Below are 25,215 nucleotides of genomic sequence, written 5' to 3'. Positions count from 1 at the left end.
CTCCAATGTAGTGGGGGCCGCCTAGTCTTGTGGCGTGAAGGAGTTCGTCGTCTACACCGTCATGCGGGTCCTGCTGTTCCTGGCGTCGTTCGGCGTCGTCGTGGGCGTGATGGCCCTCGCCTTCGACGGTCGCTACAACCTGTTCTGGGCCGTGATCCTGGCCTTCCTGATCTCCGGCATCGCGTCCTACTTCATCCTCGACCGGCAGCGCGAGGCCTTCGCGCGGCGCGTCGAGGCGCGCGCTTCCCGGGCCGCTGCGGCCTTCGAGGAGCGCAAGGCGCGCGAGGACCGGGACTGAGGGCTAGAAGCCCGTCAGGCAGTACGCCGGCTCGCTGAGGTCGGCCATCGCCGCAAGACGGCGTACGGCGTCGTCCGTCCCGCCGATGCGTCCGGCGCGGGCGAGCTGGAGCACCGGCACGTTGCCGAGGTAGAGCGAGCCGAGCGTCTCGGCCGTGAGCCGGACGTCGGCCGCCTCGTCGGTCGGCGTGAGCGTGGCGACGCCGTCGGTGCAGCTCACGGCGAACCGCCCGCCCGCGTGGCCCTGCGGGTCGTCCACCTCGAGCACGACCGTCCCGTCCGCCGCCCACGGCCGCGCGGCGAGCGCCCGGGGGACGTCGAGGACCCGCAGCCACAGGAACTCCTGGACCTCGGTCGTCTTCACGCGGTTGAGGTCGGTGAGCGCCCACATCAGCGGGTCCTCGGGGTGGAACAGGTTGAAGGTGACCTTGGCGACCCGGTCCATTCCGCCCAGGAACGACCAGAGGGCGAGCTGGGCCTGCGGGGTGAGCGCCGCCATCTCGTCGACCTTGACCGTGGTGTCCTCCCCGGGCGTCCAGAGGACGAAGCCGTCGACGGCGCCGCTCGCGTCGAGGTGCACGGCGGCGCGGAGCTTGCGGTTGGTGCCGCCGCTGCGGGGGTCCCAGGCGGCGGTGTGCATGTCCTCGTAGGGGGAGGGCCACTCGACCGACCCGCGCTGGCGTGCGTGGAAGGTGTCGAAGACCGCCTTGACGTGCGGCCACGCGTCGGCCGGCTCGACCTGCTCGACGCGCCCCGGGTCGACGAAGTCGCGGAACCCGAAGCCGGCCGTGGTGTCGATGTCCACGCCCACGCGGAAGGTCGCGGGCCCGAAGCCCCAGCGGCCGTAGATGGTGGCCTCGGCGGCCGTGAGCGCGGCGATCGGCACGCCCGCGGCGACGGCGTCTGCGAGGTCGTCCTCGATGAGGCGGCGCAGCAGGCCCTTGCGGCGATGGGTGGCGCTCGTGGTGACGTCGGTGATCATCCGGAGCGGCAGCAGCTCGCGCCCCGCGTTGAGCGTCTTGTCGAGGCTGGCATAGGTGGCGACGGGCATCGGGCCCGCGCCGAACTCTCCCTCGGGGAGCCACGCGCCCCGCACAGTCACCCCGTCGGCGCGGTAGTGCCTCACCCACCGCTCGACGGTGTCGTCCTCGGGGCGGTCGTCGCGGAACCCGCGCAGGACCGCCTCGATCCAGCCGCGGCGCCGGGCAGCCGCCTCGTCGGAGTCGTCGGAGAAGTCGAGGATGTCGAAGTCGTAGTCCACCCGCTCACGCTAGTGAGCGCGGCCCGGGTGGGCCACGGCTTATCCGAGGATGAGAAGCGGCGCCGCGATCAGGACGGACCAGAGCAGCTCGGACGCGCCCGTGGCGGCCAGGACAGGGATGAGGGCCGGGCCGCTGGCACCGCCGAGGACGGCTCGGGTGGGGGGCAGCGCGCGGGCGAGGAAGGCCAGGCCGAGGAGCGCCCACCAGGTGGTGGCGACAGCCACGGCGACCACGGCCGCGGCGGCGACCAGCACCAGGAAGGCGTAGAGCGAGCGGGTGCGCTCGTCACCGAGCCGCACCGCGAGCGTCCTCTTGCCGGCGACGGTGTCGGTCGGGATGTCACGCAGGTTGTTGGCGACGAGGATGGCGCAGGCGAGCGACCCGACGCCGACGCCGGCGTAGAGGGCGGGCCACTCCCACGTCTCGGTCAGCACGTAGGTCGTACCGACCACCGCGACCAGGCCGAAGAAGACGAAGACCATCACCTCGCCGAGGCCGAGGTAGCCGTAGGGCTTCTCGCCGCCGGTGTAGAACCAGGCGGCGACGACGCAGACCAGTCCGACGGCGACCAGCCACCACGCCGTGGTGGCGGCGAGCACGAGGCCGGCGACGGCGGCGACCCCGAAGGCGGCGAAGGCGGCGGTCCTCACCGCACGCGGCGTGGCCGCGCCCGAGCCGACGAGCCGCATCGGCCCGACGCGGTCGGCGTCGGTGCCGCGGACGCCGTCGGAGTAGTCGTTGGCGTAGTTGACGCCGACCTGGAGCGCGAGGCTGACGACGAGGGCGAGCAGGGCCTTCCACCACGCGAGGTCGCCGAGGGGGAGGCGGTCGACGTAGGCCGCGACACCGGTGCCGGCGAGGACGGGAGCGACCGCCGCGGGGAGGGTGCGCGGCCGGGCGCCGGCGAGCCAGTCAGCGGTGGAGGTCACCGGTGGATTCTGGCAGGGGTGCCTCCGGCTCCATCGGCAAGGGCTCCTGGGAGACCGCGAGGTCCACGTGCTCCGGCTCGCTCGCCCGGGCGTCGGCCAGGACGTCGGCGGGCACGTGCTGCTCGAGGAAGCGCCGGCCGGCGTGCGCGGACCGGTGCAGGCCGGCCGCGGCGACGACGACGATCGCCGCGATGGTGAGCCAGCCGAGGGCGCCCCACTCCATCGCGAGGAAGCCGTAGGCCGCCGGCGCCCAGAACCGCCCGAGCGTGCCGCCGAGCTCGGAGACGCCCTGGTAGTCACCGCGACGACGGGGGTCCATCAGCTCCGCCTCGAGCGTCCAGCCCGAAGCGGAGAGGAAGAGCTCGGCCCAGGTGAGGACGACGTGGCCGAGGAAGAACAGCACGATCGTGAGCCAGCCGGTCGTCTCGTGCGTGGCGAGCGTGACGAGGCAGGTGAGGACGAAGAACAGCGTGGAGAGTCGTACGGCGCGCAGGGCCGTCTCGACGTTGCGGATGCCGCGCGAGGCGAGCCGGGGGAGCACGATGCACATGAGCGTGTTGGTGCCGAAGAGGACCGCGACGAGCACCTTGGGGGCGTCGGTCTCGGTGACCAGCCACACCGGGATGACGGTGTGCAGCAGCACCTGGTTGGTCCACATGACGCCGGTGAAGAACGTGACCGCGATCCAGTTGCGGTTGCGGATGGCGGGGATTCCTTCGGGCTTCACCCGTGGCTCGGAGCTGCGGACGTCGTGGGAGGCGTCCGGGAGGCGCGGGATCGCGGCGCTGTTGAGCAGGAACAGCACGGCGCTCACCAGCGGCGACCAGCGGAGCACGTCGGTGCCGAAGGCGATCGCGCCGCCGCCGAGGAAGGCGCCGATGCTGAAGCCGACGTTGAGCGCGGAGTAGAGGTAGGCGCGCGACTCGACGCGCTCCGCGGGCGGCAGGATGTCGATCACGTAGGCGCCGTGCGCCGTGCCACCCAGCGTGCCGGCGACCTCCATGGCGACGGCGAGCGCGACGTACTCGGGGAAGCTGTCGATGAACGGCCACGCCAGGAACAACGTGCCCTGCATCGCTGCCGACAGCGTCCACATCCGCTTGGGGCCGAAGTGGTCGACCAGCTTGCCCATCGGCACGGCGACGATGAAGCTCGCGATCGCGGCGATGGTGAGCCCGATGCCCACCTCGGCCAGGGAGAGGCCGACCACGAGGGTGAAGAACACCGCCGACCCCGCGAGGAACGCGCCGTCGCCGGAGGCGAAGAGCAGGGACTGGACCGACAGCCTCCGGGCGAGGGGGGACGGGGGCGTGGCGTAGTTCTTCAGGGCGGTGAGCATCGCCGGTCATTCTCGCCCGCCAGTCCGACAGCCGTCCTGCCATTTTCGGACGTCGCTCCCGTGCCGTGGGTCACCCGCGGCTTGGCGCAGAGCGGGGAGCTTCGTCCCGACATGTCGAGGACGACCTTCCCCACTGTCGGTCGGCGCCAGGAAGCCCGTCCGCCCGTGCCCTCCCCCGCGGAGTGGGATGACAGACCTCCGGACACGGCCGACACTGGCAGCCCGGTCACGACCCGCACGGGGTGCGACCACGCGCAGGGAAGGGACGATGGCGTGACGACGAAGAGCGACTTCTCCGAGGAGGAATGGGCCCGGATCGTGCGGGCGCCGTTCGTGGCCGGGCTGGCGATCTCCCTCGCGGACCCGGGCGGCCCCATCGAGGCCGCGAAGGAGACGATGGCCACGTTGAGGTCGGCCACCAGCCCGCCGAGTCGCGAGGAGCTCCTGGCCGACGTGGCGCTCGACGTCCAGGCCATGGCGCAGGAGCACCGTCATCCGCTCAAGGGCTACAAGCCCACGGGGCCGGTGGTCGGGGACGAGGTCGTCGCCGAGCTCCGTGAGGTGGTGGCGATCGTGACCGGCAAGGCATCCGCCGAGGAGACGGCTGCGTACGGCGCGTGGTTGCTGGCGAGCGCCCAGGCCGCGGCCACGGCCGCCAAGGAGGGCGGCTTCATGGGCTTCGGCGCGGAGCAGGTCAGCGCCGGTGAGCAGGCGATGCTCGATCGGGTCCGCGAGGCCGTCGGCACCTGAGGAGAGGCGCGAGGTGCGCCTCAGTCAGCGGCATGGGAGCCCGGGCAGCTGACCTCGAGTGCGGGGTTGCGCGCCGCGGCGCGGTAGGCCCCCAGGTCCCGCATGCCCCGCTGCCACATGTCCAGCCACATCTCGGTCGCCTTCTCGGGCGACAGCGTGCCCATCCGGAGCATGTCCATGTGTTGCACGTGCATGTCCCAGGTGCTGATCGACGTCCTGGCCGCCCGGGCGACGCCGAGCTCCGCATCGACGATGCGGGAGCACGAGCGAACCTCCGCGGGTGCCGGACCCAGCAGGTCAGGTGCGGGACAGTCGACGCCCGATCGCTCGAGTGCCTTCCACGCCTCACGGAAGTGGTCGACGTTGCGCTGGGCCCCCAGCCTCGTCCGGTCCCAGAAGCGCGTCGCCTGCTGGAGCGTGATCTCGCCGACCACGAGCTGGTTCATGGCCTCGACGTGCACGTCCCACTGGCGGAGGGCGGGCCGCGCGGCGTCGAGTGCGGCCTCGAGCCCTGCCGCTGCCTCGGAGCACCGCTCGGCGCGCGTGTCCGCCACCGCCGGCACCGGCGCCGCGCTCGGGCTGCTCCGCTGCTCCGGCTCTGGCTCGGATGCGACGGTGTTGTCTGTCGTCCCCGAGGGTGTGTCGTCGCTGTCGAGGACGCTCACCCACAGGAGCACACCCAGCAGGCCCAGCATGGTGCCCACCAGGAAGGTCAGGGCCAGCAACCTGGCCGGTGCGGTCGTTCCCCCGTTGCCCTGCATGCCATCTCCTCCAGAGAAAAGAGTCATCAGCACTTCTCTGGACGGTAGGTCGCCGTCGACGGTCCGGCTCTACCCAGTTGTGGGGAAAATGTGTCGTTGGACAGCCCTTGTCACGGCCTCTTGGGGTCGTCGTCGGAGGTGTCGGGATCGGTGCGGCCCTGAGCCATCCGTCGGGTGTCGCGCCTGATGCGCTCGGCCCGGCGGCGCTCGAAGAGCAGGATGGCCACGACCACGCCGACCATCACGACGACGGTCATGACGAGCCGGAAGGCGTCCATGCCTCCACCATCGCACGCAGCGGCAACCGGCCCGGGCGCCCGGGCGCTACGCGCCGGGGACCACCCGCATGTCGCGGTCGGCGCCGCCGTCGAGGGCACGGAGCGCCTCCTGGTAGGCCTCGCTGTCGTGGGCGGCGACCGCCGCCTCGACCGACGCGAACTCGATCACGACCGTGCGGGTCGCCTCGCCCTTCTCGAACGTCGCCTCCGGCACGCCGCGCACCAGGAACCGGCCGCCCGCCGCGGTCAGCGCCGGACCGGCGAGCGTGGCGTAGGCCGCCACCTTGTCGGGGTCGTGGACGGCCTTGTAGGTGGTGATCCAGTACGCGGTCATGGCGCGACCCTACGACGTACGACAGTCGGTCAGGTCGCCGAGCCGTGGCGGGCGAGGTAGCGCTCGGCGGCGCGGGCGGACGGGCCCATGGTGAGCGTCGGGACCACGACGATGACGGCGATCGTGATCCAGCCGAGCGACCCGTGCTCCATCGCCAGCCAGGTGAAGAGCGCCGGCGCCCAGACCGACCCGAGCGTGCCCCCGATGTGGGCTGCGCCCTGGTACTCCGCGCGCTGGTCGGCGTCGGTCAGCTCGGACATGAAGCCCCAGTGGCCGGCGGACTGGTAGAGCTCGGCGCCGGTCACGGTGACGTGGCCGAGCCAGACCAGCGCGATCGTCAGCCAGCCGACCGTGTCGTGGGTGACGAGCACGATCGCGCACGACAGCACGAAGAAGCCTGCGGAGATGTACGACGCCCGCAGCGACCGCGCCACCGAGTCGACACCCCGCGCGGCGGCGACCTGGAGGAGCACCGCCATCACCGTGTTGGTGCCGAAGAGCCACGCGAGCAGCACGCGGGGGGCGTCGGTCTCCTCGACCAGCCACAGCGGGATCACGATGTTGAGGAGGACCTGGTTGGTGCCGAGCACGCCGTCGCCGGTCATCAGCGCGAGGAAGGCGCGGTTCTTGAGGGCCGCGGGCTTGATGACCTCGTCGTCGGCGTGGGCGGGGGCCTTGGCGGGCGGCTCGGGCAGCCGGGTGATCCAGTAGGCGTTGCCCAGCAGGATGGCGCCGGTGAGGATCGGCACGGCGCGCACCACGTCGTCGCTGTTGGTGGCCAGCGCGAGGCCTCCGATGAGCGCCCCGACGGTGAACCCGATGTTGAGCGCGGCGCGCATGAAGGCCTGCGACTGGACCCGCTCCTCGCGGGTGAAGATGTCGATCGTGTAGGCCCCGCGCCCGCTCCAGCCGGCCTGGCTGACCACCTCGAGGGCCACCATCATCACGAGGTAGGCGGCGAAGCCGTGGATGAACGGCCAGACGAGGTAGAGCCCTGCGGTCAGGGCGGCGCTGACCGCCCAGATCCGCTTCGTGCCCACCCGGTCGGCGAGCTTGCCGGCCGGCACCGCGAAGAAGAACGACGTGATCCCGGCGACGGTCAGGCCGATGCCGACCTGGGCGGCCGACAGGCCCACGATCTGGGTGAAGAAGACCGCCGAACCGGTGATGAAGGTGCCCTCGCCGACCGCGAAGAGGATCGACTGGACCGACAGCGACCGCGCGAGCGGCGACGGCGGCAGCTGGCGTTGCCACCAGGACCGCGTGCCCGAGTCGCGCGTCTCCGTGTCGTCCATCGTGCTCATCGTGGCAGAGCCACTAGCGTTCGTCGTGTGAGTTTCCTGCGTCCGTCGGACGAGCCCTCCGTCGCCATCCGGCAGCTGTCGAGGTGGCTCGAGGCCGACGCCCCGCCGCCGCTGCTCATCGAGACCTCCGGCTCCACGGGCAGGCCCAAGGGCGTCGTCATCCCCCGCCGCGCGGTGCTGGCCAGCGTCGAGGCGTCCGCGCGCCGGTTGGGTGCCTCGGGGCGGTGGATGCTGGCGCTGCCGTCGTCGTACGTCGCCGGGGTGCAGGTCATCGTCCGCTCCCTGGTGGCCGGTCACGAGCCCGTCGTCGTGGACGGCCTCGACGTGGGCCGCGCGGCCGCCACGGACCACACCGACGTGCCGACCTTCGTGTCGCTCGTGCCCACCCAGCTGCACCGCATCATCGGCAACCCCGAGCAGGTCGCGGCCCTCGCGCGCTGCCACGCCGTGCTGGTCGGCGGCGGCGGGCTGGACCCGGAGGTGCGCAGGCGGGCCGAGGACCTCGGCGTCCGTGTCGTCGCCACCTACGGCTCCTCCGAGACCTCCGGCGGGTGCGTCTACGACGGCGTCCCCCTCGACGGCGTCGCGGTGACGATCGGCGCCGAGGGGCGGATCCGGATCGCCGGCCCCACCCTCTTCAGCCACTACGCCGACGACCCCTCGCTGACCGCCGAGTCGGTCGTCGACGGCTGGTTCCTCACCTCCGACGCCGGGCGCATCGACGAGGACGGACGGCTGCAGGTCCTCGGTCGCATCGACGACGTCGTCGTCAGCGGCGGCGTCAAGATCCCGGTGGCCGCCGTCGCCCGGCGCCTGCGCCAGCACCTCCTCGTGGAGGACGCCGAGGTCCTCGGGGTCCCGGACCCCGAGTGGGGCCAGCGGGTCGTCGCCGTGGTGGTCGGCAACGTCCGCGAGGGCGAGCTGCGCGACTGGGTCAGCCTGGAGCAACCCCGGTCGTGGGCACCGCGCGAGTTCCGCTGGGTCGACAGCCTGCCGCTGCTGCCCAACGGCAAGGTCGACCGGCAGGCCATCCGGGCCGCGCTGTGACGGACGACCTGCACGTCTTCGCCATCCCGCTGCGCACCCGGTTCCGAGGCATCACGGTGCGCGAGGGGGTGCTGCTGCGCGGCGCCGCCGGGTGGGGGGAGTGGTCGCCCTTCCTCGAGTACGACGACGCCACCGCGCGCCCGTGGCTCGCCTGCGCGCGCGAGACGGCCGACCTGGGGTGGCCGGCGCCGGTGCGCGACGTCGTACCGGTCAACGTCACCGTCCCGGCCACCGACCCCGAGCGGGCCCACGCCATCGTCACCGCCGGCGGCTGCCGCACGGCCAAGGTCAAGGTCGCCGAGCGCGGCCAGACGCTGGCCGAGGACGAGGCCCGCGTGGAGGCGGTGCGTGACGCCCTCGGGCCGGACGGCCTGGTGCGGGTGGACGCCAACGGCGCGTGGGACGTCGACGAGGCGGTGCGCGCGATCGCCGCGCTCGACCGCGCGGCCGGCGGGCTGGAGTACGTCGAGCAGCCGGTCGCGTCCGTGGAGGACCTCGCGGTCGTACGCCGCCGGGTGGCGGTGCCGATCGCCGCCGACGAGTCGATCCGCCGCGCCGACGACCCCTACCGGGTCCGCGACCTCGAGGCGGCCGACATCGCCGTCCTCAAGGTGCAGCCCCTCGGCGGGGTGCGTGCCTGCCTGCGCATCGCCGAGGACATCGGCCTGCCGGTCGTGGTCTCCAGCGCGGTCGAGTCGAGCGTCGGCATCGCCGCCGGCGTCGCCCTGGCCGCCGCACTGCCCGAGCTGCGCCACGCGTGCGGTCTCGCGACGGTCCAGCTGCTCACCGACGACGTCGTCGCCGAGCCGATGCTGCCGGTCGACGGGATGCTGCGGGTCACCCGGCCGGAGGTCGACGACGCCGCGCTCGCCCGACTGGGAGCCGCCGCCGACCGTGTCGCCCACTGGCGCGGCCGCCTCGCGTCCGTAGGGCAGGATCGGTCCTCGTGAACCCGTCGACCGAGCTGGCCAGGAGCGTCGTCACGGCGCTCCGCGGAGCGGGCGTGCGGGAGGTGGTCGTCGCTCCCGGCTCGCGCAACGCGCCGCTCTCGTTCGCGCTGTACGACGTCGCGCAGGCGGGCGGCCTGCGCCTCCACACGCGGATGGACGAGCGCACGGCGGGCTTCCTCGCCCTCGGCCTCGCCAAGGTGAGCAACCGCGCCGTCGCCGTCACGTGCACCTCGGGCACCGCCGTCGCCCACCTGCTCCCGGCCGTGATGGAGGCCGCCCACGCCGGGGTCCCCCTCGTCGTGGTGACCGCCGATCGCCCGGCACGTCTCCGTGGCACGGGTGCCAACCAGACCGCCGACCAGGTGGGGATCTTCAGCACGTTCGCGCCCACCCTCGACGTGGCCGAAGCAGACCTCGACCGCCTGCTCGCCTTCGTCCGCGAGCACGGCTGGGACCGGCCGGTGCACCTCAACGTGCAGCTCGACGACCCGCTCCTGCCCGACGACGACGGCTGGGACGGGGGAGAGGCGCCCGCGTGGGCGGTGCCCGCCGGCGGCACCCCGATGACGCGGCTCGTCCTCGACCCGGGCCCCCGCACCGTCGTGGTGGCCGGCGACGACGCCGGACCGCCCGCACGCGTGCTCGCCGAGAACGCCGGGTGGCCGCTCCTCGCGGAGCCGACGAGCGGCTGCCGCACGGGCGACAGCGTGGTCCGCACCTACCGGCTGCTGCTGTCCGGCGCGCTCGGCGCGCAGGTCGAGCGCGCGGTGGTGCTCGGCCACCCCACGCTGTCACGGCCGGTCGCGCGGCTCCTGGCCCGTGCCGACGTCGAGGTCGTCTCGGCACGCGCGCGCGGGCGGTGGCCCGACCGGCCCTACGCCGTCGCGCACGAGGCCGACCAGGTCGACGTCGCGTCGCCCGACGACCCCGCGTGGGCGGAGGCGTGGCGCGCGGCGGACCGCGTCGTCTCGCGCGACCTCGACCGGCTCCTGGCCGCCGAGCCCGGCCTCACGCCCCACGAGGTGGCCGGTGCGGTCAGCCGGGCGGTGCCGCGTGGGGGGCTCCTCGTCGTGGGCGCGTCCAACCCGGTCCGCGACCTCGACCTCATGGTCGCGCGCTACGAGGTGGGCGGGCGACGCAAGGTGATCGCCAACCGCGGTCTGGCCGGCATCGACGGTACCGTCAGCAGCGCGATCGGGGCGGCGCTCGGACGGCCCCAGTCGTCGCGCGCGCTGGCGCTGATGGGTGACGTGACGTTCCTGCACGACACCACCGGGCTCTTCCTCGGCCCTCGCGAGGAGCGTCCCGACCTCACGATCGTCGTGGTCAACGACGACGGAGGGTCGATCTTCGCGACCCTCGAGCAGGGCGCACCCGAGCACGCGGACCGGTTCGACACCCTCTTCGGCACTCCGCACGGCGCGGACCTCGCCAGCCTGTGCGCGGCGGCCCGGGTCCCGCACCTGCGGGTCGGCAGCCTGCCCGAGCTCGAGCAGGCGCTCGCCATGCCCAACGGCGGCATCGAGGTCGTCGAGGCGCGGGTGCGCCGCGACAACCGCCGCGAGCTGGACGAAAAGATCCGCGCGCTGACCCTTCCCTGACGGGAGGGGGCCAGCGCGCGGATCGTCGTGCTGCGGTGCGTCAGTGGCTCAGGCCTGCGGGGTCTCCCACACGCGGACCCAGTCGACGTACATGTGCTGCGGGAGCTTCTTGTCGTTCATCTCCAGCGCCTCGTAGTCGGAGGCGAGCAGGCTCAGGATGAGGTACTGCTGGGCCTTCGACACGCGCTTCGACGTGCGCCACGTCTCCTTGCCGTCGATGCGGAAGATGATCGTCTTCGGCGTCCACTGGACCGAGAAGACGTGGTAGTTCTTCGACCAGCCGTCGCGCTTGTTCTGCAGGAACGACCTCGAGTCCTTGATCCACGAGCCGGTCTTGATCAGGCGCTTGCCCTTGTACCAGTGGATGAAGCTGGTGAGGCCACCCTGCGGGTGCTTGTCACCGAAGTACTCGATGATGTCGATCTCGTGGCCGTCGCTGCCCGGGCCGTTGCCGCCGACGGGCTGCGACCAGAAGCTGGAGTGCTGGCCCTGCGACTTGTGCATCTTCACGCGCGCGGCGGCGACGCCGTACTTGAAGCTGAACGCGCCCTCGGTGCCGACGTGGCCGTTCAGGCGGTAGGAGATCTTCTTCTTCAGCTTGCGGGAGGTGGCCTTGCACTTGCCCTTGGCCGACTTGTCCTTGATGACGCTCAGGCGCAGGGTGCCGCCGCCGACCTTGACGGCCTTCGGGTCGCCCTTGGAGCACTTGCGCTTGCTGGACGGCTCGTAGTCCTGGCCGCGCATGCTCCACACAGGGCTCAGGGAGCCGCCGGAGAACTCGTCGGAGAAGGTCGGGGTCAGCCACTGCGACGTGTCGGCGGCGGAGCTCGAGACCTTCTTGAGGCCCTTGAACTTCTGCGCAGTCACGCGGTAGGTCACGGCCGCGCCACCGCTGGAGACGGCCGCGCGGAAGTTGGCGTCGCCGGACCGCTCCTGCTTGGCGGTGCCGACCTTCTTCCACGACGTCCCGACGAGACGCTCGAGGACGACCTTGCGCCCGACCTTGACCGGCTTGATGGTCGCGGTGACGGCGCCCTTGGCGGAGTCGGCGCTGGCGTCGCGCTTGCCCTGCTGGACGATCTGCGGGAGCACCTCCAGCGAGATCTTCTGGCCGGCCTTCTTGGTCAGCGACGACGTCGGCGCGGTGCGCTCGATGGTGTCGGTGGCCGAGCCGGTCTCGACCGTCAGGAGCAGGGACGCGGGCAGGAGCAGCGCGACGGCGCTGCCTGCGAGCACGCGGCGTGCAGACATGTAGAACTCTCTTCGTCTCGGGTGCGATTGGTGGTTCCCCCAGGGCACTCCACCCAGTCGGAGGCTGTCCCACCTTAACCTTCAGCCCCACCGGTACGACGATTCGGCGTGCCCCGGAGCGCGCCTATGGTGGATGCCATGCGGATCACCAAGTTCGGTCATGCGTGCGTCCGGGTGCAGGGAGAGGGCGGCGTCATCGTCCTCGACCCCGGGGTGTTCACCGATCCGGCGGCCCTCGAGGGCGCCGACGCCGTGCTCATCACCCACGAGCATCCCGACCACGTGCATCCCGACCACCTCCGCGGCAGCGACGCCCCGATCTGGACGATCGCCGCCGTCCACCGGCTGCTGCGCGAGCAGGCGCCCGACGTGGCCGACCGGGTGAGCGTCGTGCGGCCGGGCGACCGGCTCGAGGTCGCCGGCACGGCGGTCGAGGTCGTCGGGGAGAAGCACGCGGTGATCCACCCCGACTACGACCGCTTCGACAACTCCGGCTACGTCCTGGAGTCCGGGGGAGCGAGCGTCTACCACCCGGGCGACGCCCTGACGCCGCCCGGCCGTGCGGTCGACGTGCTCCTCGCGCCGGTCAGCGCTCCGTGGCTCAAGGTCAGCGAGGCGATCGACTTCGTGCGCGAGGTCGGCGCGCCCCGGTCGCTGGGGATCCACGACCGCGTCTACAGCGACATCGGCCTCGACATGGTCGCCACTCACATGGCCAACCTGCTGCCGAAGGGCCAGGCCTTCGAGCGTCGCGAGCCCGGGCAGGACCTCTAGCGACTCCTGGGTCAGCCGGCGCCGAGCGCGTCGCGCACGGGCACGAACTTCGCCTGCGACTCGGCGAGCTCCGCCTCGGGGTCCGAGCTCGCCACGATGCCGCAGCCGGCGAAGAGCCGGACGCCGCCCTCGGTGACCATCGCGGAGCGCAGCGCGATGCCCCACTCGCCGTCGCCGGAGGCGTCCATCCAGCCGACGGGTCCGGCGTAGCGGTCGCGCGGCATGCCCTCGATCTCGTCGATGAGGCGCGTCGCCTCGGTCGTCGGGGTGCCGCCCACCGCCGCCGACGGGTGCAGCGACTCGGCGAGCTGCAGCGACGTCGCGTCGTCGTGGACGACGCCGTTGACGTCGGTGGCCAGGTGCATGACGTTGGGCAGGTGGAGGACGAACGGCGCCTCCGGCACGTTCATCGACGAGCAGTGCGGCTCCAGGGCGTCGGCGACCGAGCGCACGGCGTACTCGTGCTCCTCGAGGTCCTTCGACGAGCGGGCCAGGGTGGCGGCGAGGGCGAGGTCGCGCTCGTCGTCACCCGTACGCCGGATCGTGCCGGCCAGCACGCGGGAGGTCACCAGGCCGCGCTCGCGGCGCACGAGCATCTCGGGAGTGGCGCCGAAGAGCCCGTCGACGTGGAACGTCCAGCACATCTCGTACTGGGCGGCGAGCCGGTGCAGCGGCCAGCGGACGTCGAGCGGCTCGTCGGTGGTGGCGATGAGGTCGCGGGCGAGGACGACCTTCTCCAGGTCGCCGGACGAGATGCGCCGGACCGCCTCGGCCACGACCGACATCCACTCCTCGCCGTTGCGGGCGCCGTCGGAGAAGACGAGCCCGACGGGCGGCTCGGGAGCGGGCGCGGGCTCGAGCGCCGGCGCCTCGACCGAGACGGTCGTCAGCCAGGCCCGGTCGCCGCGTCGCCCGACGACGACCTGGGGGACGACGAGCACGGAGTCGCCGGGCTCGTCGGCGAACGCGAAGGCGCCGAAGGAGACCAGTCCCGTGCCCGGCTCCACGACCTGGTCCTCGACGTCGGCGCGCGCGACGGTCTCCGACCACCACTTCACCGCGTCGCTGAAGCGGGTCGGACCCGACGTCTCCAGGCGTGCGGCCACGCCCCAGCCGACCAGGCCCTCGCCGCGGCGCAGCCAGCTGACGGGCTCGTGCCGGGGCAGCAGGTCGAGGAGGGAGAGGGCCGCCGGGTCCACCGGGACGGTCCGCACGACGAGCGGCGGGGTGGAGGCGGACGCGGGGGTCGTCACGAGGGGGGAGCCTACGCCGAGACGTGCAGGGCGGGGACGACAGATCGTCCAAACGGCGAACAGGAGAGGCGTACGTCACCTAGGTTGCCTCGGTAACCGACACAGCCTAGGAGCCCGCACGTGCCTGCCCACGAATCTCCTCTCGTCCGGTTGGAGCGCCACGCGCGCAACCGTGCTCTCGAGGTCGCCGTGACGGAGGTGCGCGACGGGTCGTGGACCACGCTGACGTGGAACGAGCTCTACCGCCGGGTCATCGACGGCGCCGCCGGCATGATCGAGGCGGGCGTCAACCCGGGCCAGGTAGTCGTCATCCGGGTCCCGACCGGCGTCCGCCAGCTCGAGCTCGAGCTCGCCACGCGGGTCGCCGGCGCCGTGCCGCTGCTCCTGCCCGAGCACCTCGATCCGAGCGAGGTGGGCCGGCTCCTCGACGAGGTGCAGGTGCGACTCGTCGTCGTCGACGACGAGAGCCGCCTGTCGCTGCTGCGACGCGCGGCCCTGGCCGACGCCCAGCTGTTCGAGTGCGACGACCGCTCCTGGGAGCGCCTGCGCGGGATGGGGCTCGAGCGTCGCAAGCGCCAGCCCGACCTGCTGGCCTGGGTCGCCGGCGCGCGTGCCGGGTCCTCCTCGGCGCCGGTGCTCGGCCTGCCGCGGGAGAAGAGCGAGGCATGGCTCTTCCGCCCCGAGTGCTCCGGCGCCCTCTCCGACCTCACCGGCCACGACGTCGTCCTGCTGACCGGCGAGGCGACCGACCGCTTCACCACGGTGGCGCGCGACGCCCACCTCACCTCGGGGTGCACCCTCGCCTGGGTCGAGACCCCCGAGCAGCTCGAGGCGGCCCTCGCCCACGTGTCGCCGACCCACGTGCTGCTCGACCACGTGGCGGCCCGGGTGCTGGAGGACCTGCTCGAGGCGGGCACGATCGACGGCGCGCCGTGGCACGAGACGCCCCGTGAGGTCCTCGACGCCGCGTCCGCCCTGGTCGCCGAGGCGCGGCTCGGCTCCAAGGAACGCAAGCTCGCGGCCGAGGTCACCGCCCTGAAGCCCTGGTGGGGCGACCGGCTGCGCGTGCTCGTGATGGACGCCCGCGTCCACCGCCGGGTCAGTGCGCTGGCGACCACCCTCGGCTTCCGCCTCGGACGGGTCGCGCACCACCCCGCCGTCCGGCTCGAGCTGTCGCGCGAGCACGCGGTGGTCGACGTGCCGGCGGCCCCTCAGCCCGAGACCGCCTCGGTGTCCCTCCCGCGGCGCGGCCGGGCGGGCGACGGGCTGGACTCGGCCTTCTCGCTCGCCGGCAGCCCCGGCTCCTGAGCCGGCTCGCTCAGGAGCGGTAGACGATCACCTTGTCGCCGAGCCTGACCTGGTCGAACAGCCAGGCGACGGCGGCGCGGTCGCGCACGTTGACGCAGCCGTGCGACGCCCCGTTGTAGCCGTTGGCGGCGAAGTCGGGGGAGTAGTGCACCGCCTGGCCGCCCGAGAAGAACATGGCGTAGGGCATCGGGGTGTTGTAGAGGCTCGAGACGTGGTCGCGCGACTTGCGGAAGACCGAGAAGGCCCCCTCACGCGTGGGCAGCTCGTCCGACCCGAAGCGCACCTCGACCGTCCTGAGCACCGCGCCGTCGACCACCCAGCGCAGCGAGCGCGACGTCTTGTCGACGCACATGGCCCGCCCCGTCAGGCAGCGCGGGTCGAGGGCCGGCCCGGTGGGCACGATGTTGAAGAGCTCGGCCTTCGTCGGCGTCCGGGTCATCGCCTTCAGCCGCTCGAGCGTGCGGCGGTCGACCGCGCCGGTGACCGGGATCCGGCGCTTGGCCTGGAAGCCCTCCACCGCCTCGACCGTCGCCTGCGTGTAGCGACCGGTGACGCGGGCGTCGTACCAGCGGACCTGCACGAGCCGGGCCTGCACCTGGCGCACCCACATGCCCGTGTCGCCGCGCTGCAGCAAGGGCTTGCCGGGGGTGTAGACGTTGTGCAGCGCCTCGGTCGTCGGCTCGGTCGTCAGGCTGACGATCTTGAGCCAGGTGCGCTCGTCCACGACGCCGTCGGCGGTCCAGCCGCGGCGGCGCTGGAAGGTCGCGACGCCGTCGCGGGTCTCCCGGTCGAACCGGCTGGTCACGACCTCGGAGTGCAGGTCGAGCTGGTGCAGCCGGCTCTGCAGCACCCGCACCCGCCAGCCGGAGTCGCCGAGCTGCATCGGGGCGAAGGCGGCGCGCGTCGCCGGCGCTGCGGAGGCGGACCCGCTCGCGGACACCCCGCTGAGGACGGTCAGGGCGCAGAGCAGCGCCAGGACGAGCGCAGGAGCGCGGTGACGTGACATGTGGGTCCTCCCCCGGGGAAGCCATAGACGTGGTGATCATAGGGACGTACGACGACACCCCCGCGTTGCGCCTCCCGAGGATCGGACGCCTACGCTCGCGGCGTGGCCCGTGCTGACCTGGACAAGCAACCGACCGACGTACGTCGCATGTTCGACACCGTGGCCAAGCGCTACGACCTCACCAACGACCTCATGACCGCCGGCATCCAGCGCACCTGGCGCCGCGCGATGGTCGACGCGGTGGCGCCGCAGCGCGGCGACCTGGTGCTCGACCTCGCCGCTGGCACGGGGTGCTCGAGCGAGCCCTTCGGCGCCCACGGGGCCACCGCCGTCCCGTGCGACTTCTCGGTCGGCATGCTCCAGCAGGGGAAGAAGGACCGGCCCTCGCTGCCCTTCGTCGCGGGCGACGGCACCCGCCTGCCGTTCCTGGACGACACCTTCGACGCGGTGACCATCTCCTACGGCCTGCGCAACTTCGTCGACCCGGTCGCCGGGCTCAAGGAGATGCTCCGCGTCACCCGGCCCGGGGGCCGCCTCGTCGTGTGCGAGTTCAGCACCCCCACCAACGGCGCCCTCCGCACGCTCTACCTCGACGGCTTCATGCAGGCGCTGCCCCGCATCGCCTCGCTCACCGCGAGCGCGGCCGACGCCTACGTCTACCTCGCCGAGTCGATCCGGGCCTGGCCCGACCAGGAGGGACTCGCGGCGATGGTCGCCGAGGCCGGCTGGCAGCGGCCCGAGTGGCGCAACCTCACGGGCGGCATCGTCGCCCTGCACCGCGCCACTGCGTGACCTCCCGCCGGTGATTTAGGACACGCTCGCATCACCGAATTGCGCTCGTCAGAGACGTACGAACGAGTCCGCACCCCCACGTGACGCACGCCGCACCGGAGTCCTAGACTGTGGCCCGCGCCACTCGTGAAGCCGTTCACAAGGGCACATGTCTCGAGGGCACAGGCCCAGCAGGGCGTGGCGCAGGTCCATGGGAAGGGAAGCGATGGAGCTCTACACGCCGGTCCTGGCGCTGGCACTCATCGCGACGGGGTTCGCGGTCTTCTCCGTGATCATGAGCGCCGTCGTGGGTCCCAAGCGCTACAACCGGGCCAAGCTCGACTCCTACGAGTGCGGCATCGAGCCGACGCCGCAGCCCGTCGGCGGCGGCAGGATCCCGGTGAAGTACTTCATCACCGCGATGCTCTTCATCGTCTTCGACATCGAGATCATCTTCCTCTACCCGTGGGCCGTCCACTTCGACCAGATGGCCCTCTTCGGCCTCGTCGAGATGGTCCTGTTCATTGCGACTGTGTTCGTGGCCTACGCCTACGTTTGGCGTCGCGGCGGACTGGATTGGGACTGAGGACCGTGATGCCCGCACATTGCCCGCGTTGTCGTCGGTCGACGACCGCTCCGCTGCGCTCCGCTGAAGGTCGTTTTCCCTCCTCCGCCTTGGCACTGCACGCGCCTCACGACCCTCAGAGGGAGAGTTGAGATGGGACTGGAAGAGAAGCTGCCGAGCGGCGTCCTGCTGACCACCGTCGAGGGGGTCGCGGGCTACATGCGCAAGGCGTCGTTCTGGCCGGCCACCTTCGGCCTGGCCTGCTGCGCCATCGAGATGATGACCACCGGCGGCCCCAAGTACGACCTCGCGCGCTTCGGCATGGAGGTCTTCCGGGCCAGCCCGCGCCAGGCCGACCTGATGATCGTGGCCGGGCGGGTCAGCCAGAAGATGGCCCCGGTCCTGCGCCAGATCTACGACCAGATGCCCGAGCCCAAGTGGGTCCTCGCGATGGGCGTCTGCGCCTCGTCGGGCGGCATGTTCAACAACTACGCGATCGTCCAGGGCGTCGACCACGTCGTGCCGGTCGACATGTACCTCCCCGGCTGCCCGCCGCGCCCGGAGATGCTCATCGACGCGATCCTCAAGCTCCACGACCAGGTCCAGCAGACCAAGCTGGGTGCCAACCGTCGTGACGAGGTCGCCGAGCTCGAGACCGCCGCGCTGCGCGCCCTGCCCACCTCGGAGATGAAGGGCCTGCTGCGGTGACCGACAAGCCCGACGAGAAGGCGGCCGGCAAGGCCGCGGACGAGTCCGACGACAAGACGGACAACAACGAGGCCGCGCGACCGGCCGAGGAGCGCAACCTCGAGAAGGCCAAGTCCGGCACCGGCACCGGCAGCGGCGTCGAGCAGCCGGCGCCCGAGCAGTCGCCGGAGAACGTCCCGGCCCCCACCGGCGAGGTGCGGGCGGTGGGCGAGCGCCGCGGCATGTTCGGCGTGACCGGCACCGGCGACACCTCCGGCTACGGCGGGCTGGTCAGCGCCACGGTCTTCCCGGCGCCGTCGGCGAAGCCCTACGGCGGCTGGTTCGACGAGGTCGCGGGCGCGCTCGAGGCGCGTCTCGAGGCCACCGAGCTCACCTCGGCCATCGAGAGCGTCGTGGTGCACCGCGGCGAGATCACCTTCCACGTGCGCCGCGAGGACCTGCCCTTCGTGGCGCAGATGCTCCGCGACGACGAGGCGCTGCGCTTCGAGTTCTGCGCCGGCGTCAGCGGCGTCCACTACCCCGACGACACCGGTCGCGAGCTGCACGCCGTCTACCACCTGGCGTCGATGACCCACAACCGGCGCATCCGCGTCGAGGTCAGCGCGCCCGACAGCGACCCCCATGTGCCGAGCCTGGTGAGCATCTACCCGACGCTCGACTGGCACGAGCGCGAGACCTACGACATGTTCGGGCTGATCTTCGATGGTCACCCCGCTCTGACCCGGGTGCTCATGCCGGACGACTGGCCGGGCCACCCGCAGCGCAAGGACTACCCGCTCGGCGGCATCCCCGTCGAGTACAAGGGTGGGTCCATCCCTCCGCCGGACCAGCGCAGGAGCTACAACTGATGATCCACCCCACTCGATTCTCCGATCCTCCGCTCCGCTCCTCCACGAACAATCGATCGGGGACCCCGGAATGACCACCGAGCAGGACTTCTACGCTGCGCCCGGCGAGACCAGCCAGGGCCGCGTCTTCACCGTCACGGGCCAGGACTGGGACTCGGTCACGCAGAGCATCGGCGAGTCCGCCGAGGAGCGGGTCGTGGTCAACATGGGCCCCCAGCACCCGTCGACCCACGGCGTGCTCCGGCTCATCCTCGAGCTCGAGGGCGAGACGGTCACCGAGGCCCGCTGCGGCATCGGCTACCTCCACACCGGCATCGAGAAGAACATGGAGTACCGCTCCTGGGTGCAGGGCACGACGTTCTGCACCCGCATGGACTACCTCTCCCCGTTCTACAACGAGGCCACCTACGTCCTGGGCGTGGAGCGCCTCCTCGACATCGAGGACGACATCCCCGAGAAGGCGCAGGTCATGCGGGTGCTCCTCATGGAGCTCAACCGCATGTCCTCCCACCTGGTCGCCATCGCGACCGGCGGCATGGAGATCGGCGCCCTCACGGTCATGACGATCGGCTTCCGCGAGCGTGAGCTCGTGCTCGACCTCTTCGAGCTCATCACCGGCCTGCGCATGAACCACGCGTTCATCCGTCCCGGTGGCGTCGCCCAGGACCTGCCGCCCGGTGCGCTCGACGAGATCCGCGACTTCATCGCCCTGATGAAGAAGCGCCTTCCGGAGTACGCCGCTCTCTGCAACGCCAACCCGATCTTCAAGGGCCGCCTCGAGGGCGTGGGCCACCTCGACCTGGCCGGCTGCATGGCGCTCGGCCTGACCGGTCCGGTGCTCCGCTCCACCGGCTACGCCTGGGACCTGCGCAAGACCCAGCCCTACTGCGGCTACGAGGACTACGACTTCGAGGTCCAGACCTGGGACACCGCCGACTCCTACGGCCGCTTCCGCATCCGGCTCAACGAGATGTGGGAGTCGCTCAAGATCGTCGAGCAGTGCGCCGACCGCCTCGCCGGGCTCGAGGGCGCGCCCGTGATGGTGGGCGACAAGAAGATCGCGTGGCCCAGCCAGCTCGCCATCGGCAGCGACGGCATGGGCAACAGCCTCGACCACATCCGCCACATCATGGGCGAGTCCATGGAGGCGCTGATCCACCACTTCAAGCTGGTGACCGAGGGTTTCCGGGTCCCGACCGGCCAGGCCTACGTCCCGATCGAGTCGCCCCGTGGCGAGCTGGGCGCCCACGTCGTCTCCGACGGCGGCACGCGCCCCTTCCGCGCCCACTTCCGCGACCCGTCCTTCACCAACCTGCAGGCGACGAGCGTGATGGCGGAAGGCGGCATGGTCGCCGACGTCATCGTCGCCATTGCCTCGATCGACCCCGTCATGGGAGGAGTCGACCGATGAGTCTCGACGAGAAGACCTGGGCCGAGCTGCGCGAGATCGCGGACCGCTACCCGGAGAAGCGCTCCGGCCTGCTGCCGATGCTGCACCTCGTGCAGTCGGTCGAGGGTCGGGTCACCCCCGAGGGGATCGAGGCGTGTGCCGAGGTGCTGGGGATCAGCGCCGCCGAGGTCAACGGGGTCGCGACCTTCTACACCATGTACAAGCGCAAGCCGGTCGGCGACTACCACGTCGGCGTCTGCACCAACACGCTGTGCGCGGTCATGGGGGGCGACCTGATCTTCGAGCGGCTCAAGGAGCACCTCGACGTCGGCAACGACGAGACGACCGCCGACGGCTCGATCACCCTCGAGCACGTCGAGTGCAACGCGGCGTGCGACTACGCCCCGGTGATGATGGTCAACTGGGAGTTCATGGACAACCAGACGCCGGAGTCGGCCGTCCAGGTCGTCGACGACCTCCGCGCCGGCCGGGAGGTCCACTCCACCCGCGGGCCGCGACTGTGCACGTGGCGCGAGGCGGAGCGCGTGCTCGCGGGCTTCCCCGACGACCGCGCCGACGAGGGGCCGGCCGCCGGTCCCGCCTCGCTGGCCGGTCTCGCGATCGCCCGCGAGCAGGGCTGGACCGCTCCGAAGGGAGAGAGCAAGTGACCGACACGCTGACCCCGGTCCTCACCGACAACTGGGACGCCGACCGCGCCTGGACGCTCGCGTCCTACGAGGAGCGCGGTGGCTACGCCGCCCTCGACAAGGCGTTCGCGATGACGCCCGACGACGTGATCACCGCCGTCAAGGACTCCGGGCTGCGCGGGCGCGGCGGCGCCGGCTTCCCGACGGGCATGAAGTGGGGCTTCATCCCGCAGGACAACCCGAGGCCGAAGTACCTCGTCGTCAACGCCGACGAGTCCGAGCCGGGCACCTGCAAGGACATCCCGCTGATGATGGCCAGCCCGCACACGCTGGTCGAGGGCGTCGTCGTCAGCTCCTACGCCATCCGTGCCAACACGGCGTTCATCTACGTGCGCGGCGAGGTCCTCCACGTCGTACGCCGCCTCCAGCGCGCGGTGCAGGAGGCCTACCTGGCCGGCCACCTCGGCAAGAACATCCACGGCTCGGGCTACGACCTCGACCTCGTCGTGCACGCCGGTGCGGGCGCCTACATCTGTGGCGAGGAGACGGCCCTGCTCGAGGGCCTCGAGGGTCGCCGAGGCCAGCCGCGTCTGCGCCCGCCGTTCCCGGCCGTCGCCGGCCTCTACGCCAGCCCGACCGTGATCAACAACGTCGAGTCGATCGCCTCGGTGCCGAGCATCATCACCAACGGCGCCGCCTGGTTCGCCGGCATGGGCACCGAGAAGTCCAACGGCTTCGGCATCTTCAGCCTGTCGGGCCACGTCACCAACCCCGGCCAGTACGAGGCCCCGCTGGGCATCACGCTGCGCCAGCTGCTCGAGCTGGCCGGTGGGGTCCGTGAGGGCCACGAGCTGAAGTTCTGGACCCCCGGCGGCTCCAGCACGCCGCTCCTCACGCCCGAGCACCTCGACGTGCCCCTGGACTTCGAGTCGGTGGGCGCTGCCGGGTCCATGCTCGGCACCCGCGCCCTGCAGATCTTCGACGAGACCACCTGCGTGGTGCGCGCCGTGCTGCGGTGGACCGAGTTCTACAAGCACGAGTCCTGCGGCAAGTGCACCCCCTGCCGCGAGGGCACGTGGTGGCTGGCGCAGACCCTCGCCCGGCTCGAGAGGGGCCAGGGCGACGAGGGCGACCTCGACCTGCTGCTCGACCAGTGTGACAACATCCTGGGGCGGGCGTTCTGCGCGCTCGGGGACGGCGCCACCAGCCCGATCTCCAGCTCGATCCAGTACTTCCGGGACGAGTACCTCGCCCACCTCACCCACGGCGGCTGCCCGTTCGACCCGGCCGCCTCGACCGCCTTCGCACCCGCGGGAGCCTCAGCATGAGCACGACCGACAAGGCGCCGGAGCGGGTCGACACCGACCTCGTCACGCTCACCATCGACGGCGTCCAGGTCAGCGTCCCCAAGGACACCCTGGTCATCCGCGCCGCCGAGCAGGTGGGCGTGCAGATCCCGCGCTTCTGCGACCACCCGCTGCTCGACCCGGTCGGCGCCTGCCGCCAGTGCCTGGTCGACATCCCCGACGCCGGCAACGGCCGCGGCTTCCCCAAGCCGCAGGCCTCCTGCACCCTGCCGGTGGCCGATGGGATGGTGGTCAACACCCAGGCGACCAGCGAGGTCGCCGACAAGGCGCAGCAGGGGATCATGGAGTTCCTGCTGATCAACCACCCGCTGGACTGCCCGGTCTGCGACAAGGGCGGCGAGTGCCCCCTGCAGAACCAGGCGATGAGCAACGGCCGCGGCGAGAGCCGCTTCGCCGAGCGCGGTGGCATCAAGCGCACCTTTCCCAAGCCGATCAACATCTCCGCGCAGGTCCTGCTCGACCGCGAGCGCTGCGTCCTGTGCGCCCGCTGCACCCGGTTCTCCGAGCAGATCGCCGGCGACCCCTTCATCGCCCTCGCCGAGCGCGGCGCGCTGCAACAGGTCGCCATCTACGAGCGCGAGCCCTACGAGAGCTACTTCTCGGGCAACGCCATCCAGATCTGCCCGGTGGGCGCGCTCACCTCGGCCGACTACCGCTTCCGCTCGCGGCCCTTCGACCTGGTCTCCACGCCGGGCGTCGCCGAGCACGACGCCTGCGGCGCCGCGATCCGCATCGACCACCGTCGGGGCAAGGTCATGCGACGCCTCGCCGGAAACGACCCCGAGGTCAACGAGGAGTGGATCAGCGACAAGGACCGCTTCGCCTTTCGCTACGCGCAGGTCGATGACCGCATCACCTACCCGCAGGTCCGCGAGGACGGCGTGCTGCGCCCCGCGTCGTGGACCGAGGCCTTCGCCGTCGCCGCCCGCGGCCTCCGCGACGCCGGCGCCGCGGCCGTGCTCACCGGAGGCCGGCTGACCGCCGAGGACGCCTACGCCTACGCCAAGTTCGCCCGCGTCTCGCTCGGCACCAACGACATCGACTTCCGCGCCCGCCCGCACAGCGCCGAGGAGGCGAGCTTCCTCGCCAGCCACGTCGCGCTCGCCGGTGACGTCACCTACGCCGACCTCGAGGCCGCGCCCGTCGTGGTGCTCCTCGGCCTCGAGCCCGAGGACGAGGCGGCGACGCTCTTCCTGAGGCTGCGCAAGGCCGCCAAGCGCGGTCGTACGCAGGTGGTGTCGGTCGCGCCCTACGCCTCGCGCGGCCTGACGAAGATGAACGGTCGGCTCGTGCCGGCCGTGCCGGGCACCGAGGTCGAGGTGATCGGCTCGCTCAAGGACGCCGAGCACGGCGTCACCAAGGACGCCGTCATCCTCGTGGGCGAGCGCCTCGCCCAGACCCACGGCGCCCTCAGCGCCGCCGCCGACCTCGCCGCCGGCACCGGTGCCCGCCTCGCGTGGGTGCCGCGTCGCGCGGGAGACCGCGGTGCGGTCGAGGCCGGCGCGCTGCCCACCCTCCTGCCCGGCGGACGTCCGGTCACCGAGGCCTCGGCGCGCGTCGACGTGGGCGCCGCCTGGGGCGCGGAGTCGCTCCCGGCCAAGGTCGGCCGTGACGGCAACGCGATCGTGGCGGCGCTGGCCAAGGGCGACCTCGGCGGCCTCGTCGTCGGCGGCGTCGACCCCGACGACACCGCCGACCCGGCCGCCTTCCGCGCCGCGCTCGACGCGGCCCGCTTCGTGGTCAGCCTCGAGCTGCGCGAGACCGACGTGACCCGTGTGGCCGACGTCGTCCTGCCGGTGGCCCCGGTCGCCGACAAGGCCGGCACCTTCGTGACCTGGGACGGCCGGACGCGCTCCTTCGACGCAGTCTTCGCCAACCCGGCGTCCCTGCCCGACCTGCGCGTCCTGTCCGGCATCGCCGACGAGCTCGCCGCGATCGGGCACGGTCGCCCGCTCGGCTTCCGCACGGTCGCGGAGGTCCGCGACGAGATGCAGGCACTCGGCCCGTGGGACGGCGCCCGTCCGGCGCTCGACGCCGGCAAGGCGCCCAAGCCCGCCAAGGTCCCGAAGAAGGGCGACACCACCTTCGCGCTGGCGACCTGGAAGCAGCTCGTCGACCTCGGCTCGATGCAGGACGGCGAGGAGCACCTCCGCGCCACCGCCCGCCGGCCGGTCGCACGCGTGAGCCGCGCGTCCTACGAGTCGGTGCTCGGGATGCTCGAGGCGCACCCCGCCGGCGAGCGGCTCGTCACGGTCACCGGTGACCGGGGCAGCGTGACACTGCCGGTCGTCGTCGCCGACATGCCCGACGGCGTCGTCTGGGTCCCTGCCCGGTCGTTCGGTCGCGGCGTCCTCGCCGAGCTCGCCTCGCCCGGCAGCACGGTCACCCTGAAGGGAGCCTCCTGATGAACCACCCCACGAAGTTCTCGTGCTCCTCCGCTGCGCTCCTCCGCCCGACAACTCCGAGGGGACCCCG

General features: G+C 72.1%; 25 protein-coding genes. 15 read left to right on the top strand and 10 right to left on the bottom strand.

What is annotated here, in order from left to right; translation table 11 throughout:
* Window positions 1-34 precede the first annotated feature (34 nt).
* Window positions 35-298, top strand: coding sequence for a DUF4229 domain-containing protein (locus tag NCI01_RS07960; protein ID WP_254180943.1), 264 nt, complete (start codon window positions 35-37; stop codon window positions 296-298).
* 3 nt (window positions 299-301) lie between these two features.
* Here NCI01_RS07960 and NCI01_RS22665 read toward each other — a convergent pair whose 3' ends face one another.
* The 3 genes from NCI01_RS22665 to NCI01_RS07945 are packed head-to-tail and all read right to left on the bottom strand — an operon-like array spanning window position 302 to window position 3,827.
* A complete protein-coding gene (locus tag NCI01_RS22665) occupies window positions 302-1,558 on the bottom strand; it encodes a GNAT family N-acetyltransferase (RefSeq protein ID WP_254180942.1) in 1,257 nt (418 codons plus the stop codon).
* Between the two features lie 39 nt (window positions 1,559-1,597).
* Entirely contained in the window at window positions 1,598-2,488 is an 891-nt protein-coding gene (locus tag NCI01_RS07950; protein ID WP_254180941.1) for a 1,4-dihydroxy-2-naphthoate polyprenyltransferase, read from the bottom strand.
* Window positions 2,472-3,827 (bottom strand): MFS transporter, encoded by a 1,356-nt coding sequence (locus tag NCI01_RS07945; protein WP_254180940.1) that lies wholly within the window; start codon window positions 3,825-3,827, stop codon window positions 2,472-2,474. The genes NCI01_RS07950 and NCI01_RS07945 overlap by 17 nt, the downstream gene beginning before the upstream one ends.
* Before the next feature lie 273 nt (window positions 3,828-4,100).
* On the opposite strand from NCI01_RS07945, the gene NCI01_RS07940 reads away from it, so the two are divergent.
* On the top strand, window positions 4,101-4,577 hold the full coding sequence (locus NCI01_RS07940; RefSeq protein WP_254180939.1) for a hypothetical protein: 477 nt from the start codon (window positions 4,101-4,103) through the stop codon (window positions 4,575-4,577).
* A gap of 20 nt (window positions 4,578-4,597) precedes the next feature.
* On the opposite strand, the gene NCI01_RS07935 is transcribed toward NCI01_RS07940, so the two are convergent.
* From NCI01_RS07935 to NCI01_RS07920, 4 genes are all read right to left on the bottom strand, one after another.
* Entirely contained in the window at window positions 4,598-5,338 is a 741-nt protein-coding gene (locus NCI01_RS07935) for a hypothetical protein (protein ID WP_254180938.1), read from the bottom strand.
* 110 nt (window positions 5,339-5,448) lie between these two features.
* A complete protein-coding gene (locus NCI01_RS07930; protein ID WP_254180937.1) occupies window positions 5,449-5,616 on the bottom strand; it encodes a hypothetical protein in 168 nt (55 codons plus the stop codon).
* 46 nt (window positions 5,617-5,662) lie between these two features.
* Window positions 5,663-5,950 (bottom strand): DUF1330 domain-containing protein, encoded by a 288-nt coding sequence (locus NCI01_RS07925; RefSeq protein ID WP_254180936.1) that lies wholly within the window; start codon window positions 5,948-5,950, stop codon window positions 5,663-5,665.
* A 29-nt stretch (window positions 5,951-5,979) separates the two neighbouring features.
* Window positions 5,980-7,245, bottom strand: a complete 1,266-nt coding sequence (locus NCI01_RS07920; protein ID WP_254180935.1) for an MFS transporter — start codon at window positions 7,243-7,245, stop codon at window positions 5,980-5,982.
* Window positions 7,246-7,281: 36 nt separating this feature from the next.
* On the opposite strand from NCI01_RS07920, the gene NCI01_RS07915 reads away from it, so the two are divergent.
* From NCI01_RS07915 to menD, 3 genes are read left to right on the top strand one after another with little or no spacing between them, the layout of a single operon-like run.
* Window positions 7,282-8,301: an AMP-binding protein gene (locus tag NCI01_RS07915; RefSeq protein WP_254180934.1), complete on the top strand. Its 1,020-nt coding sequence runs from the start codon at window positions 7,282-7,284 to the stop codon at window positions 8,299-8,301.
* Window positions 8,298-9,251 (top strand): o-succinylbenzoate synthase, encoded by a 954-nt coding sequence (locus NCI01_RS07910; RefSeq protein WP_254180933.1) that lies wholly within the window; start codon window positions 8,298-8,300, stop codon window positions 9,249-9,251. The genes NCI01_RS07915 and NCI01_RS07910 overlap by 4 nt, the downstream gene beginning before the upstream one ends.
* Window positions 9,248-10,852 (top strand): 2-succinyl-5-enolpyruvyl-6-hydroxy-3-cyclohexene-1-carboxylic-acid synthase, encoded by a 1,605-nt coding sequence (gene menD, locus NCI01_RS07905; RefSeq protein WP_254180932.1) that lies wholly within the window; start codon window positions 9,248-9,250, stop codon window positions 10,850-10,852. The genes NCI01_RS07910 and menD overlap by 4 nt, the downstream gene beginning before the upstream one ends.
* Window positions 10,853-10,900: 48 nt before the next feature.
* On the opposite strand, the gene NCI01_RS07900 is transcribed toward menD, so the two are convergent.
* Entirely contained in the window at window positions 10,901-12,103 is a 1,203-nt protein-coding gene (locus NCI01_RS07900; protein ID WP_254180931.1) for a glycoside hydrolase family 16 protein, read from the bottom strand.
* Between the two features lie 138 nt (window positions 12,104-12,241).
* On the opposite strand from NCI01_RS07900, the gene NCI01_RS07895 reads away from it, so the two are divergent.
* Entirely contained in the window at window positions 12,242-12,877 is a 636-nt protein-coding gene (locus NCI01_RS07895) for an MBL fold metallo-hydrolase (protein ID WP_254180930.1), read from the top strand.
* Between the two features lie 11 nt (window positions 12,878-12,888).
* On the opposite strand, the gene NCI01_RS07890 is transcribed toward NCI01_RS07895, so the two are convergent.
* Window positions 12,889-14,130 carry an isochorismate synthase gene (locus NCI01_RS07890; protein WP_254180929.1) on the bottom strand — a complete coding sequence of 414 codons (1,242 nt, stop codon included), beginning with the start codon at window positions 14,128-14,130 and terminating at the stop codon, window positions 12,889-12,891.
* Window positions 14,131-14,250: 120 nt separating this feature from the next.
* Here NCI01_RS07890 and NCI01_RS07885 point away from each other — a divergent pair, with 120 nt between their 5' ends.
* Complete coding sequence (locus NCI01_RS07885; RefSeq protein WP_254180928.1) at window positions 14,251-15,438, top strand: AMP-binding protein; 1,188 nt, start codon at window positions 14,251-14,253, stop codon at window positions 15,436-15,438.
* 10 nt (window positions 15,439-15,448) lie between these two features.
* Here the strand turns inward: NCI01_RS07885 and NCI01_RS07880 are convergent, their stop codons facing one another.
* Window positions 15,449-16,444 (bottom strand): L,D-transpeptidase family protein, encoded by a 996-nt coding sequence (locus tag NCI01_RS07880; RefSeq protein ID WP_254180927.1) that lies wholly within the window; start codon window positions 16,442-16,444, stop codon window positions 15,449-15,451.
* A 102-nt stretch (window positions 16,445-16,546) separates the two neighbouring features.
* Here NCI01_RS07880 and NCI01_RS07875 point away from each other — a divergent pair, with 102 nt between their 5' ends.
* The 8 genes from NCI01_RS07875 (at window position 16,547) to NCI01_RS07840 (ending at window position 25,145) form a co-directional block, all read left to right on the top strand.
* Window positions 16,547-17,236 (top strand): demethylmenaquinone methyltransferase, encoded by a 690-nt coding sequence (locus tag NCI01_RS07875; protein WP_254180926.1) that lies wholly within the window; start codon window positions 16,547-16,549, stop codon window positions 17,234-17,236.
* A gap of 205 nt (window positions 17,237-17,441) precedes the next feature.
* The gene (locus tag NCI01_RS07870) at window positions 17,442-17,801 is read left to right on the top strand and encodes an NADH-quinone oxidoreductase subunit A (RefSeq protein ID WP_254180925.1); all 360 of its coding nucleotides are present in this window, start codon (window positions 17,442-17,444) and stop codon (window positions 17,799-17,801) included.
* Window positions 17,802-17,933: 132 nt separating this feature from the next.
* Window positions 17,934-18,488, top strand: a complete 555-nt coding sequence (locus NCI01_RS07865; protein WP_254180924.1) for a NuoB/complex I 20 kDa subunit family protein — start codon at window positions 17,934-17,936, stop codon at window positions 18,486-18,488.
* Window positions 18,485-19,336: an NADH-quinone oxidoreductase subunit C gene (locus NCI01_RS07860; RefSeq protein WP_308213200.1), complete on the top strand. Its 852-nt coding sequence runs from the start codon at window positions 18,485-18,487 to the stop codon at window positions 19,334-19,336. The genes NCI01_RS07865 and NCI01_RS07860 overlap by 4 nt, the downstream gene beginning before the upstream one ends.
* 70 nt (window positions 19,337-19,406) lie before the next feature.
* A complete protein-coding gene (locus tag NCI01_RS07855; RefSeq protein WP_254180923.1) occupies window positions 19,407-20,747 on the top strand; it encodes an NADH-quinone oxidoreductase subunit D in 1,341 nt (446 codons plus the stop codon).
* On the top strand, window positions 20,744-21,394 hold the full coding sequence (gene nuoE, locus NCI01_RS07850) for an NADH-quinone oxidoreductase subunit NuoE (protein WP_254180922.1): 651 nt from the start codon (window positions 20,744-20,746) through the stop codon (window positions 21,392-21,394). The genes NCI01_RS07855 and nuoE overlap by 4 nt, the downstream gene beginning before the upstream one ends.
* Window positions 21,391-22,701 (top strand): NADH-quinone oxidoreductase subunit NuoF, encoded by a 1,311-nt coding sequence (nuoF, locus tag NCI01_RS07845; protein ID WP_254180921.1) that lies wholly within the window; start codon window positions 21,391-21,393, stop codon window positions 22,699-22,701. Before nuoE ends, nuoF begins: the two co-directional genes overlap by 4 nt.
* Window positions 22,698-25,145 carry an NADH-quinone oxidoreductase subunit G gene (locus tag NCI01_RS07840; protein ID WP_254180920.1) on the top strand — a complete coding sequence of 816 codons (2,448 nt, stop codon included), beginning with the start codon at window positions 22,698-22,700 and terminating at the stop codon, window positions 25,143-25,145. Before nuoF ends, NCI01_RS07840 begins: the two co-directional genes overlap by 4 nt.
* Window positions 25,146-25,215: the final 70 nt, after the last annotated feature.

Origin of the sequence: Nocardioides pinisoli (assembly GCF_024199985.1) — a bacterium.
Taxonomy (GTDB): Bacteria; Actinomycetota; Actinomycetes; order Propionibacteriales; family Nocardioidaceae; genus Nocardioides; species Nocardioides pinisoli.
The sequence above is the reverse complement of the archived record's forward strand: the minus strand, read 5'-3'. Positions and strand labels throughout refer to the sequence as shown.